This is a genomic window from Streptomyces sp. R302 (genome assembly GCF_012927245.1).
Taxonomy (GTDB): domain Bacteria; phylum Actinomycetota; class Actinomycetes; order Streptomycetales; family Streptomycetaceae; genus Streptomyces.
Map to the genome: position 1 here is coordinate 1 of NZ_JABBGE010000002.1, position 12,083 is coordinate 12,083.

Below are 12,083 nucleotides of genomic sequence, written 5' to 3' on the forward strand. Positions count from 1 at the left end.
TGTCGCGACAGCAGCTGTTGAACACGGGCCCCGTGTCGTTGAACGCCAATCTTGTCGCGATGAAGACGAGACCTGTGTCGTTGAACGCCGAGACCTCCTCGCGAGACCGAGGCCAGACCGAGACCTGCGTCCGCGAGACCAAGGCCTGCGTCCGCCGGCGTCGAAGCCCGGCAGCGTGCTCCCGAAACGAACGGGGACGCTCCCGAAGCCGAGGACCACGCCTCCGAAACGAACAGGGACGCTCTTGAAGCCGAACCACCCCACCCCGAAACACCACACAGGAAGGCGTCGTTGTGCGGGCCGGAACGACGGGACACGAACGCGCAGAGTTGGGCGACAGAATTCCCAACGAGATTGATCCCAGGTGCGGCTGGCCTGCTCGCAGGGGGGCGTGTCCCGCCGGGCGAGGTGCAGCCCAAGGCCCCGAGGCACGGGTATTCGGAGCGCGTCCCCTTGGTGCTCTCCTGGCGCCTTGCGCAGTGAGTAGGCGCCGGAGTGTCGGCTGTCCACCCCGGCATGAGCTCCGTTCGGGAGGAGCCCTCTCTGGCTGTTCGTGGCAGCCGCTCGTCGTCCAACGGAGGGCACTCCAGCGGAGCTCCTCCACCGTCACGGACGGGGTGAGGTAGCCGAAGCCCTGGTGAGGAGGGGTGCACGGTTCCGAACCGCGCCGTCCCGCACCACGCCCAACGGCCGCTTCGGACGCACCGGAGAGGGTGTGGCGTTCGTCACACAAGCGAGAGTGTCGCCGCGCCATCCAGCGGGGCGGCGGCCACCGCGCGGGAGGCCGACACGGCTCTGCGGCTCCGCGAACAGACCTAAGCGGAATCTCTGGCTGCCTGTTGTCAGGGACGCCACACCTGTGTGCGGGCCTGCCTTGGCTCCCGGCCCGGAGCCAAGAGGGCGTGTGACCGAGGTACATCCCATACGCGATGGTGCACGAGGAAGTCGTACGCGACTGAGGACATTCAGTGGTACGTCCCCCCTCCTCGAGGGGGGACGGTCTTCAGGCTGCGGCTTCGAGCGAGTCCGGGCTGCTGGCGAGGGCCCGGAGTCGGGCGGCGAGAGCGTCGGGGCCGAGGCGGGCCAGGGCCCACAGAGCGGTCACGCGCCGGGCAGTAGCCCAGATCCCGGTGGTCGGGGGCAGGAACGAGGCGACGGTGATGCCGCGGGCGGTGAAGGGGGCCGGGTCGAGATACGTCATCCCGCCGGTCCCGCACAGATACGTGCCGGCGCCGGCGGCGGCGGTGAGGTCGGCAAGCCGCTGGGACCGCTCCGGCCGGGCTGGCAGCCCGCTCGCAGCCAGGACGCGCCCGTTCCAGCCGAGAAGGTCCAGCAGGACGCGGGTGGAGGTCTCGGCAACGGCGGCGGTCCGGCCGGTGTCAAACACGGCCCAGACCGGTTCCAGAGCCGTCTGGAGAGCGGGCCAGTCAGGGCTGGCCCCGTATTCCTGCCGGATCATCGCCTCTGTCCGACGCCGACCCAGGGCCGGGTCGGCGATCCGAGCGTCCTGGACAGCGGTCTGGCGGCCCTGGGGCAGGTGGGTGGGGATGGACAGCCACCGGGTCCGGTCCGGGTCTGTCAGGGAGGCCAGGCGAGTGCGGTGTTGGTAGTCGCGGCGGGTGAACTGGACGTCGTCGAGGACGATCCAGGTGTCCGCCGCGAACAGCTTGGCCAGGGTGGCCAGCCTCGGAAACACGTTGGGCTGGTGGATCGCACACAGCCCGCCCGTCGGCCGGTCAGGAGATGAGGCGGCTGGTGAAGCCGTCGCGGATGAGGGACTCGTATGCGGCATGCACGTCCTCCGGGACATCCTGGGCGATGGCGAAGCCCTGCTTCGGATACTCGATCACCCGCTGGAGGTCGCCGACGAGCATGTCCACCACGAGCTTGGCGTCGCCGATGGACTTGACGTAGTCGTCCAGCTCGAGCGGTTCCGACGCGCACACGATCTCGACGTCGGGCCACAGCTTGCGGGCGGTGGCGAACGATCGCCTCTCCATATAGGGCTTGGAGACCAGCATCACCGTCGCCGGGACGATGCCGGCCGCGGCCAGCAGGTCGCGGGTGAGGGTGATGTTCTGGCCGGTGTTCGCGGCGTTTGGCTCGACGAGGATCGCCTCGTCGGGGACGCCGAGTTCGAGAGCGTGCTCGCGGAAGTGGACGGCCTCGCCACGGGGGAAGCGGGCCTTGGTTGTGGGGCTGTTGCCGCCGGTGAACACCAGCGTCGGGAACAGGCCGCGGTGATAGAGGTCGGCGGTGGCCGCGGCGACGCCGAGGTCGTGGCTGCCCAGGCCAATCGCCACGTCGACGGACCGGACCTGGTGCTGCATCTGGTGGTAGTCCCAGATCAGCTTGGTCTGGCGCCACTGGTCCTCGGTGATGGTCTGCTGGTTATCGCCCACGCTGGTCTCTCCCTGGTCACCGGCTGGCGGGGCCGTCCGGCCCCGTGCTCATGGCCTTGATGTTCTCGATGCTGGCCAGCTGGTGGGACAGCCCGAAGCGGGCGGCCATGGTCGCGGCCTTGTCGAGGACGTGAAGGCCATCATCGCGGGTCGCGGGGTCGCTCAGCAGGATGTGGCCGTGGGCGGTGTCCAGGCGGACCTTCTGCATGGGGGCGTCGGTGGTGGCGGTGCCGCGGGCGACGGTGATGAAGTGCAGGGCGGACGAGAGGTCGCCGGCGCCGCGGTGGGCCAGGGCGATTTTCTGGTGGGCCACCGACCAGTCCTCCGGTTCGGCGAGGTCCTCGAAGTCGCGGGTCGCGGACAGCATCACGCGGGTCGCATAGTCGTGCTGTCCGTCCTTGCTCAGCGCGGTCCCCACCCACAGCCGGGACCGGGCCCGGTCCCGGCGGGAGAGCCGGTCGTCGACCGCGAGGTGCTCGTACTGGCGGGCGGCCGTCTCCAGCTTCCCGGACATCTCGGCGACGACGGCCAGGGACAGGTCGAGCTGGGCGATCCGGCGGGGGATGTCGAGCTGGGTGAACAGCGACTTGGCGGTCACATACGAGCGCTGGGCGGACAGCGGTCCGACCACACTGCCCTGGTCACGCTGGAGATCGCCGAGGAGGGCAGTCGAACGGGCGAAAAGATACAGGCCCCGGTCATCGAGCCTGAGCGGGGTGAAGCGGCTGGTCCACCGGCTGATGAGGCTCTCGGCGAAGGCGAAATCCTGCCTCGACAGGGCGACCACGGCCCGGTCGAGGTCGTCGGTCCACGACTCGTACTCCCAGGCCAGCGGCCCGGCGGGCGTCACCCGCCGGCCAGCGGTCTCCGGCCCGGGCCGCCCGGCCTCGGACAGGAACGTCTCGAACCGCAGATGGGCGGCCGCGTCCGCGCGGGCCAGTGCCGTGTCGAGGATCGCCTGGGTGTCCGGGCGAGGCTCGGTTAACGCCTGGAGCTTCTCCCACTTGGAGACGGTCCGCACGCCGACACCGAGGTGTTCTGCGAACGCGCGGACGCTCAGCCGCAGCGCGAGCCGGAGTGCCTTGGCCTCCAGCCCGGTCCAGTGGTGCACGGTCGCCACACGTCGCTCCCTTCCCGCCGTCATCGAAGCACGCCAGGCCGGGGCGGGGGGACGCAAGTGCCACGGAAGTGCAACAGGCGGTCATTCCCCGGTGGTCGGGGCCAGGGCCAGGCTGACCGGTGACAGCAGTTGCCGGACCTTTGGATGGTTGCGAACGATGGAGCCCCTCACCGAGCATCGCGGCGTCAGCGGCCCGGTCGTCTATGGCTTCCTGAGGCTGGTGCGGGTCTCCCGGGCCCGTCAGGACGCTCTGCACGACGCTCTGGCCGAGTACTGCCGCCAGCACGAGCTCGACCTGCACGGGGTCTTCACCGAACGGACGGCGGGCACCGAGCGGTCGGCCGCGTTCACCGGTCTGCTGGACGTCCTGGACCTGCACGGCACCTACGGCGTCGTCCTGCCCGCCCTCTCGCACCTCGGGCCGAAGGCGATAGCCGTCCCCCGTCAGGGCCGGATCACCGCCTCCGGCGCTCGGCTGCTGCTGGTCCGCGGCCCCCGCACCCCTCGCCCGGCCGCTCCCGGCCCTGCCGGGGCCCCCTCCGGATGGGGCCGCCGCCGCAGTTCCGGCCCTGCCCCCGCTCTGGACCACGACACGTGAGGCCCCCATGCCTGAAGCGACTCAGAGGTTCTTCGACCACCGGCCCGAATCGGTCAAAGCGGCACGTGACTTCACCACCCGAACGCTGAGGGACTGGGGTCTGGACGACACCGGCGACATCCGCCTGGTCGTCTCGGAACTCGCCACCAACGCCCTCGCTCACGGCAGCGACCGCGACCACGGCTTCCTCGTCCGCCTGGAGGCCCAGACCGACGGCGTCCGCCTGGAAGTCCACGACAGCCGCGACCCCCACCGGCCCCTGCCCGAACCCGCCAAACCGGACCCGGCGGCCGAGACCGGCCGGGGACTGGTGATCGCCGCCGCCCTCGCCGCCCGCTGGGGCGTCACTCCCCGCCAGCCGCGCGGGAAGATCGTCTGGTCCCACTTCCCCACCGCCTTGCCGGCCGCCCCCGTCCAGGTCGGTCAGGAGGTCCGGACGTGCTGACCCGCACCGTCCCCGCGACCGGCCCAGACACCGGGCTACTGGCCTCGCTAGGCGCCTGGACCTGGCCCGGCACCGCCCCGGACGGACAGCAAGTCGCTCATCTCCTGCTGGCCCACCGGCTCGGCCGCACCAGCCACTACACCCCCGACGCGATCGAGGCACGCATGCGGCACCTCGCCAAGACCCTCGGCGGTCTCGCCCAGGCCGAAGACCCGGTCCCCGACGCCCTCGGAACCCTCGTGACCGTCGGCTCACACGTCTTGCTGAGGTTCCCCGGCGCCCGCTGGGGCCTGAAGCTGCCCGCCCACCCGCAGTGGACCCGACTCGTCCACGACCACGGACGGGCCACCCTGATCCTCGGACTGGACCCGCTCGCCCAGTCCGCCAACGCACCCCGCGTCGACGCCTACCTCGATGCCGCACTCGCCCGCGGCCGGCTGCTGTTCGGCTTCGCCCGCCGCACCTCCCGCACCGCCTGAACCACCCAGCCCCCATGCACCGCCCGACTCACCTTCCGGAGAGGGAACTGCCATGGAAATCTTCGAGCGCGCCAGGCTGGACGCCTACTTCACCAAGATCGCCACGACCTTCGCCCCCGACGAGGAGACCGCCGCCTTCCTCATCACGCACCTCTTGCCCGAGCGGCCCTCCTTCGTCCGCGCCGTCGCGGCGATGACCGCCCTGAAGGCGGTGCTGCCCAAGCCGAAGTCCATCAGCCCCGCCGCCCGGCGCGAGGTCGAGCACACCACCGCCGTCGACACCCTCAGCCGCGAACTGTTCACCGACCCCGATACCGCCCTGGACTACCTCGAATCCCGGGCCGCCGGCGAGACGACCTGCCTCCTGGACGTCGGCGGCTACTTCGCCCCCACCCTCGAGACGATCCACAGCCGCTTCACCGGCAGGCTCGCCGGGGTGATCGAGGACACCGAGAACGGCCACCGCCGCTACGAGGACCTCGACAAACTGCCCTGTCCCGTCATCTCGGTCGCCCGGTCCCCGCTGAAGGACCCGGAGGACTTCCTCGTCGGCCAGTCGGTGGTGTTCTCCACCGAGGCCGTCATGCGCGGACGCGGCGACATCCTCCACGGCCGGCCCGCCCTCGTGATCGGTTTCGGCAAGCTCGGCTCCTCCATCGCCCGCCTGCTGCACGCCAAGGGCGTCCAGGTCACCGTCTTCGACATCGACCCCGTCCGCCGAACCCAGGCCCTCTCCCAGGGCTTCAACGTCGCCCGCGACCGCGAGGCCGCCCTGACCGGCGCCGGCCTGGTCCTCTGCGCGACCGGGGCGGTCTCCCTGCGGGGCGAGGACTTCGCCCACCTCCGCAACGGCACCTACATCGCCACGGTCACTTCCAGCGAGGATGAACTCGACCTCGCCGGACTGCCCGACGTCTACACCCGCACGCAGGTCGGCGACCACGTCACCCGCTACCAGACCACCGGCCACTACTTCTATCTGGCGAACGGCGGCAACGCCGTCAACTTCATCCACGGCGCCAGCGTTGGGCCGTTCATCTTCCTGGTCCAGGCCGAGATCCTCGCCGGGATCAGGATGCTCACCCGCGAAGAACTCGCCCCCGGCATCCACGAGGTCCCCGCGGCCGACCGCGCCGCCATCGCGGCGACCTGGCTCAACTACTTCAACAGGTGATCACCATGGCCATCACGGCAGACCACATCCGCACCACCCTGGCCGACTACCTCGACCAGCACCCCGAGGCCAAGACCGAGCTCGGCGTCGTCCTCGGCCTCCTGGACGACGGCGACGACCTCACCAGCCGCAAGACTCTGCCCGGCCACGTCACCGCTGGCGCGATCCTCGTCAGCCCCGACAGGCGCATCCTGCACATTCTCCACAACGCCACCGGCAAGTGGCTGCTGCCCGGAGGCCACCTCGAAGCCTCCGACGGCACTCTCCTCCAGGCCGCCGGCCGCGAGCTCGCCGAGGAGACCGGCATCCCGCCCCACCTCGTCACCCCCCGCAGCCACGCCCCCCTCCACATCGACGTCCACCCCATCGACGCCAACCCCGCCAAGGACGAACCCGCCCACCACCACTTCGACTTCCGCTTCCTCTTCCGCACCACCGCCGACGTCGGCGACCTGCAGACCGAGGAGGTCTCCGGCGCCGCCTGGCGCGACATCGACGAGATCACCGACCCGACCCTGCGGCAGCGCATCGCCACAGCCCTCCTCGACGCTGACAGCGACGCCGCGATGAACGGCCAGCTCCCCCTCGCCGAACCCTGGCCTCTCGCAGGCGAGTGAGGGACTGACGGGACCGACGATCGGGGATCGGAAGCCGAGAGGTCTTCCGGTCATTCCGCTGGCTGGCGCCGATCAGCGAACGGCCGACACCACGAGATCTACGGTGTCGGCCGACGGCGTGAGCTCTCGGATTACCAGGAAAACTGGGGAGTCGACTTCGGCGAGGGGCTTCAGATGCCTACTGATCAGCCGGTCGGTGGTCGTGGATCCACTCCACGGCGGCTTCCTCCTCGGCCGGCAGCAGTGCGTCGACCGCAGGGCCGAGCCAGCGGAACCACTCACGCTGGTCCGGAGTGAGCGGTCCTTCCGGCCTACGCCAGTCGCTCACGAACGCAAGGAGACGGGCTGCGAGGACGTCGGGGTCGAAGCCACCTTCAGGCTCCGCCTCCCACGGTCCGACGCCTGTCACCGTGAACGGCAACCCCCCGCTGAACGGCTCGGCAACGACAACGCCGCCCGAAGCTTGCCGGGCCTGCGTTCGCAGGATGTACTTCCAGCTGGTTTCCGGACGGCTGGAGGACCCATCGCTCGCCTGAACGCCACCCCAGGACGGGCTCGGCTCGGCCATCAATCTCAACAACACAGTCCCGCTGGGCTCCGCACCCTCCGCTGACTCAGCCGGAACCGGAATCTCATACACGTACTCGCGAAGAGCTCCCTTGGCACGGTGGTCATCCCTGATCGTGCGGTCGAGCCAATCACTCATGGAACCCCCAACTTGGCGTCACTTCGGTGGTGTTGTGATGCTTTGCCAGGGTGCCACACACCGCTGACACGCATGGTTGCCACCGAGATACCGGCGATTCTCATGGAAGGCTCGCGAATCCGGGCCCAGTGGACACTGAGTGGTTTCGGCAAGCCCCTCCCGGAAGATCACGGAACACCCCCAGCTCAGCTTGCTCTCGATCGCCTCCACTGCTTCGCCAGCATCGGCATCCACGGCCGGGCTCGCCAGGCACACTGTCGAACATGCCGACGCCCACAGACCTGTCCACCTCGGTCATTACTAAGCTCCGCCGTTTCCTCAACCAGGGCCGGGAACGGCTGGAGGCGATCGACGCCCTCATGCGGCGCCTGGGAGCGGATAACCTCAGCACCGCCGAACTGATGGCCGGCGACAGCCTGAAGGCCGTCTTCGACGAGGGCCAGCACCATACCGTCGAGAAGGCCCAGAAGTGGGTCGCCGATCTCGACGAGTACGCCAAGGGCTACCTCCCCGAAGCAATGCGCCACCGCGTCATCCGCCACCCCAACGGCAAGGGAGCCGAGGAACTGCCGACGCTCATCGACAACGCCAGGATCGCGATCCGCAGCCGCTTGGAAAGCGTAAAGCAGCTGATCGGCGAGGCCGCCCCCACTCCAGCCGGGGCAGAGCGCGACGCGGCAGGCGGCTGGACCCATCTCCGCGAGCTCGGACTCATCGAGGACGCTGTCCTCGACGGCTACCTCAGCACCATGCGCACCCGCCGGACCGTCGCCCAGCGCCGGGCAGCGATCGGTGCCGCGAAGGAACTCGTCGAAGCGGCGATGAAGGGCGCGATCCACTACGCCGACCCGACGGTCACCGGCTTCGAGAAGGACGAGATGCCGCAGCTCTGGAAGCGACTGCGGACACTCATTCAGGAGGACCCCGCCGCAGACCCTGCACTCGGCGGGAAGGACATCGGCATCGCCAAGACCCTCAACGCCATGAGCACCGTCATCACCGGCATCGCCGAAACCCGAAACAAGGTCGGCACCGGCCATGGCAACCCTGCCGCCCCAAAGAAGCTCCAGGAGAGCCACGTCCTGCTGGTCATCGACTCCGCCCACACCATGACCCGGTTCATCACGAGCCGACTGAGCGAACTCTTCGCGTGATCACCCACGGGTCGATCCGACCGAAAGGAGTGGCCCGGGTTCTCCCAGCCCTCAGGGGACTTCGGCGAGCACCATCGCGCCGTGGCCCGCCAGCTGGGCCATGATTGACCCAAAAGAGCGATTTTGCCCCACTCGCACCGTCTTCCGTCGCCCAGCATCTGGATCGCGATCTTGAGTTCATCCGTTTAAGCAGGTGAAGCCATGCGCCTGGAGTCCGCCCGGGACCTGAAGCAGGAGATCCTCGCAAGCGAGCATCACGACAAGCTGCTGCACCACCGTCGCGAACGGTGGATGGCGAACGTGACCCACGGGCTCACAAGCGCAAGCTCTGAGCCTCGAACCAGCGGAATCGCCGTCGGCATCTGCAGGAACGGAGAGAAGGGCTACGCGATCGCCCTACGGCTGCAGACCACGGCCTCAGAAGCACAGATGGAGGTCGAAAGGATCAGCGCCGCCGCATGTCACGAGGTGGATGTCAGCTTCTTGGGGCGGGTTCAGGCACAGCACAGCCCTCTGACGAGCGGATCCTCTGTCGCTCATCGCCGCGTGGGGGCCGGCACGCTCGGCGCGTTTGTCGTTGTCGAAGACGATCCCCTTCTGCACTTCCTCTCCAACAACCACGTCCTCGCGGACTGTAACCAAGCCAGCATCGGCGACGAGATACTGCACCCGAGCCCAATTGATGGGGGGCAGATCGGCACGGACCGCGTTGGGATCCTGGCCGCTTTCGTCGAGCTCCTTCCGGCCGACCAGCTGAACACCGTGGATGCCGCAGTCTGCCGCGTCGATGAGGACATTCCCTCTGAACCACGCATCGGCGGCGTCCTTCCGGGCGGCCCGATCGATCCGGAACCGGATGAGCCCGTCGAGAAGACAGGGCGAACAACCGGGCGAACAACCGGCCGCATCACCGTGATCGAAAGCGACAATCTGGAGATCGACTACGGTCCCCTGGGCCGCCTCGTCTTCCACGGCCAGATCCAGGTGGGAACCGAAGACGGAACACGGTTCAGCGACGAAGGAGATAGCGGCTCACTCGTCTCCGCCATCGGGCCCGGGGAAGCCATTGGCCTGCTGTTCGCAGGCACCCGTAGTTCAGGGAGCAAGGGGTATGAGACAGTCGTCAACCCACTCACGATGGTCCTTGACCGTCTTGGCGCGAGACTCGTCACCTGAGCCGGAGGGAGGAAGCATGGCTGACCTCAAAGCTGTCCAGGCCGCGAAGCGAACGCTCGCCCACAGGCTGGCCGCCGACTCACGAGTCAACGGGGTCGGAATCGGCGGCAACAGGACTCGCTACGTCATCCGAGTCAACCTCGTTGATGGCGACGACCGCCCTGACCTGCCGTCCGAAGTCGATGGAGTTCCCGTTGAGGCTGTGATTGTCGGGCGGATGGAAGTGCAACCCGCACACTGAGTGACGCTTCACTTACAGATGCCACCGTCTGGCCGGATTGCCGAGGCGATGGACGGCCCAGTGGCGTTACTACCTAGCGGTCACCTCGGATCCCCCCTCCAGGCTGCAGGCCGCGCGTTCGCCGCGGAAACCCCATCTTGGTTTCACGGCTTGCCAGCATTTAGTCACACAATGTGTTCATAAAGCAGACCTCATACCGGCGGTCGACGCCCTTCGGGCAACGAGACCTGCACAAGACCCTGCGCGACAAGCTGATGGGCATGCAGAAAGATGCCCTTGGCCGGGACCCGGACGAGTTCCTGCGCACCCCGGCGAGCGACATCGTTGACCACCTGGTCGACAAGCATTCGGCGCTCCGCCCTCAGCTCGATCAGGACGGCATTCACCAACTTCCCGTCAGCAAAACCACTGCGACCTTCGAGGACATCGCCGGCCGCCCAGTCCGGGGCTTGCAAGCTTCGAGCCCCCGGATGGTCAGTTGTCCCGAACCCATGAAGCGTTCGGGACAACTACCTGGGGGCACCCGATCTACGTGTCCTCGTCCAGCTCGCCCTCAGGCGGGAGCTGGGACAGCTGGCCAGCCACTTCGACGAGCCGATACCGACGCTGGCTGCGCTTGCCTGCAGCTGATCGCAGCACGAAGCGCTCAAGCGCTACGTCCACCTGCTCGTCGAGATGCTGTTTCACCACGTTGACCAGGGACTCGTCCACAAACCCATGGATCTCGACCCCGGCCGGGGTCTCGAGATAGAAGATTTGCCTGCGCGTTCGAAGGCCGTCGAGACGTCCTCGCATCCGAATGATCTCGCGCTCTTCCCTGATGATGTTCAAGCGATCACGGAGCGAAGCTGCCTGACCTGCCGAAAGACCGGAGGCGAGCCGTTCACCCGTTCCTCGCTGCACAGACAGGCCGATTTCGAGGTTCGGGTTCGGCAAGTCAGAGATCAGGTCAGCTACTGCACGACGCAAAACGGGCGAAGCACTGAACAGCGAGTCCATGGAGGCTTCGTCTTCGGGGCCTTCCGGCAGAGCGCGAACCAGTTCTACCGCGCCAATCTCGGCCCACGAGACGCCGCCAGGGGGGAGCTCGTCCCGCCCGTCTTCATCAACGGGCACATGGGGCCTCAGGTCGACGATGACGGAGCCCGCTCCAGAGGAGGCGACGTCCAGCCGGGCAAGTTCGAAGTCCAGCGGCAGTAGCTTCACGACATCTGCCATGCGAGCGCGCCTCGCCTTGGCCAGTCGCGCCACAGCCTTCTGAACACGCTGAAGGAAGTCTCCGACCTCATTGGCCGCGATGAGACCACCGTGCCCCGTGTCCGCGAGGCGAAAGTTGAGTCCTGGGCTGGCAGCCACATCATGCAGGCCAAGGCCGCTGAACTTTGCCGCTGAGGTCTGCAGGCTGGCCCGGGCGAGCCGAGAAAGGGGGTCATTTCCCTCGGCCGTCTGGAGGGCGCGAGCGTACTTGTCGCGAAGATCGTTGCTCACCAGCTCACCTCCAGGTATCCCTTGACCGCCCCAGGGATCAGCTGCCCATCGGGGCCCTTCACCTTGGACCAGGTGTCATGCCAATACTCCTCCTGCGCGGCAACGCCAGCCATCACGGCGAAGCTGTCGATCAGGCCACCCATGGGCTGGACGCGGTCGACCCACCCCTGCGGCATGCCCGTCTGCACTTCCTGAAGCGTGAAAAGTGGGACCAGCCGCTCATGATCCTTATCTGTCAGCGGCAGGGTCGGGTCGATCAGAACGGCAAGGTCTATGTCTTCAGGGGGAGCCGACTTATAGGAACAGAACCCACCATCCACCCAAAACGTGCCTCGCTCAAGAACATCGCCGATGACTTCGGCATACAACTCGAAGGCACGGAAGATCCGACGTCGACGATCGACGTTAGGAGCTTGCTCGACAAAAAACTCTTTGATCTCCGCCATGGTCGCAGGGTGACGACCGGGCGGCAAAAGGCCACTC

At 67.8% G+C, this 12,083-nt stretch carries 15 protein-coding genes; 8 read left to right on the plus strand and 7 right to left on the minus strand.

What is annotated here, in order from left to right:
- Positions 1-1,003: 1,003 nt before the first annotated feature.
- The 3 genes from HHL19_RS05910 to HHL19_RS05920 are packed head-to-tail and all read right to left on the minus strand — an operon-like array spanning position 1,004 to position 3,522.
- Complete coding sequence (locus HHL19_RS05910) at positions 1,004-1,792, minus strand: WbqC family protein (protein WP_169086365.1); 789 nt, start codon at positions 1,790-1,792, stop codon at positions 1,004-1,006.
- Positions 1,737-2,402 carry a YdcF family protein gene (locus tag HHL19_RS05915; protein WP_169086367.1) on the minus strand — a complete coding sequence of 222 codons (666 nt, stop codon included), beginning with the start codon at positions 2,400-2,402 and terminating at the stop codon, positions 1,737-1,739. Before HHL19_RS05915 ends, HHL19_RS05910 begins: the two co-directional genes overlap by 56 nt.
- Positions 2,403-2,418: 16 nt before the next feature.
- Positions 2,419-3,522: a hypothetical protein gene (locus HHL19_RS05920; protein ID WP_169086369.1), complete on the minus strand. Its 1,104-nt coding sequence runs from the start codon at positions 3,520-3,522 to the stop codon at positions 2,419-2,421.
- Between the two features lie 157 nt (positions 3,523-3,679).
- Here HHL19_RS05920 and HHL19_RS05925 point away from each other — a divergent pair, with 157 nt between their 5' ends.
- From HHL19_RS05925 to HHL19_RS05945, 5 genes are read left to right on the plus strand one after another with little or no spacing between them, the layout of a single operon-like run.
- Complete coding sequence (locus HHL19_RS05925) at positions 3,680-4,120, plus strand: hypothetical protein (RefSeq protein ID WP_240981461.1); 441 nt, start codon at positions 3,680-3,682, stop codon at positions 4,118-4,120.
- A gap of 7 nt (positions 4,121-4,127) precedes the next feature.
- On the plus strand, positions 4,128-4,565 hold the full coding sequence (locus HHL19_RS05930; protein ID WP_169086371.1) for an ATP-binding protein: 438 nt from the start codon (positions 4,128-4,130) through the stop codon (positions 4,563-4,565).
- The gene (locus tag HHL19_RS05935) at positions 4,559-5,044 is read left to right on the plus strand and encodes a DUF5949 family protein (protein ID WP_169086373.1); all 486 of its coding nucleotides are present in this window, start codon (positions 4,559-4,561) and stop codon (positions 5,042-5,044) included. Before HHL19_RS05930 ends, HHL19_RS05935 begins: the two co-directional genes overlap by 7 nt.
- A gap of 52 nt (positions 5,045-5,096) precedes the next feature.
- Positions 5,097-6,218 (plus strand): adenosylhomocysteinase, encoded by a 1,122-nt coding sequence (locus tag HHL19_RS05940; protein ID WP_169086375.1) that lies wholly within the window; start codon positions 5,097-5,099, stop codon positions 6,216-6,218.
- 5 nt (positions 6,219-6,223) lie between these two features.
- Positions 6,224-6,835, plus strand: a complete 612-nt coding sequence (locus HHL19_RS05945) for an NUDIX domain-containing protein (protein ID WP_169086377.1) — start codon at positions 6,224-6,226, stop codon at positions 6,833-6,835.
- 178 nt (positions 6,836-7,013) lie between these two features.
- Here the strand turns inward: HHL19_RS05945 and HHL19_RS05950 are convergent, their stop codons facing one another.
- Positions 7,014-7,541: a hypothetical protein gene (locus HHL19_RS05950; protein ID WP_169086379.1), complete on the minus strand. Its 528-nt coding sequence runs from the start codon at positions 7,539-7,541 to the stop codon at positions 7,014-7,016.
- A gap of 263 nt (positions 7,542-7,804) precedes the next feature.
- On the opposite strand from HHL19_RS05950, the gene HHL19_RS05955 reads away from it, so the two are divergent.
- The 3 genes from HHL19_RS05955 (at position 7,805) to HHL19_RS05965 (ending at position 10,112) form a co-directional block, all read left to right on the plus strand.
- Positions 7,805-8,695 carry an abortive infection family protein gene (locus tag HHL19_RS05955; protein ID WP_169086381.1) on the plus strand — a complete coding sequence of 297 codons (891 nt, stop codon included), beginning with the start codon at positions 7,805-7,807 and terminating at the stop codon, positions 8,693-8,695.
- A 201-nt stretch (positions 8,696-8,896) separates the two neighbouring features.
- Positions 8,897-9,871 (plus strand): hypothetical protein, encoded by a 975-nt coding sequence (locus HHL19_RS05960; protein WP_169086383.1) that lies wholly within the window; start codon positions 8,897-8,899, stop codon positions 9,869-9,871.
- Positions 9,872-9,887: 16 nt separating this feature from the next.
- Entirely contained in the window at positions 9,888-10,112 is a 225-nt protein-coding gene (locus tag HHL19_RS05965) for a hypothetical protein (RefSeq protein ID WP_169086385.1), read from the plus strand.
- Between the two features lie 191 nt (positions 10,113-10,303).
- On the opposite strand, the gene HHL19_RS05970 is transcribed toward HHL19_RS05965, so the two are convergent.
- From HHL19_RS05970 to HHL19_RS05980, 3 genes are all read right to left on the minus strand, one after another.
- On the minus strand, positions 10,304-10,567 hold the full coding sequence (locus tag HHL19_RS05970) for a hypothetical protein (protein WP_169086387.1): 264 nt from the start codon (positions 10,565-10,567) through the stop codon (positions 10,304-10,306).
- Between the two features lie 73 nt (positions 10,568-10,640).
- Positions 10,641-11,600: a hypothetical protein gene (locus HHL19_RS05975; protein ID WP_169086389.1), complete on the minus strand. Its 960-nt coding sequence runs from the start codon at positions 11,598-11,600 to the stop codon at positions 10,641-10,643.
- Complete coding sequence (locus HHL19_RS05980; protein WP_169086391.1) at positions 11,597-12,046, minus strand: hypothetical protein; 450 nt, start codon at positions 12,044-12,046, stop codon at positions 11,597-11,599. Before HHL19_RS05980 ends, HHL19_RS05975 begins: the two co-directional genes overlap by 4 nt.
- Positions 12,047-12,083: the final 37 nt, after the last annotated feature.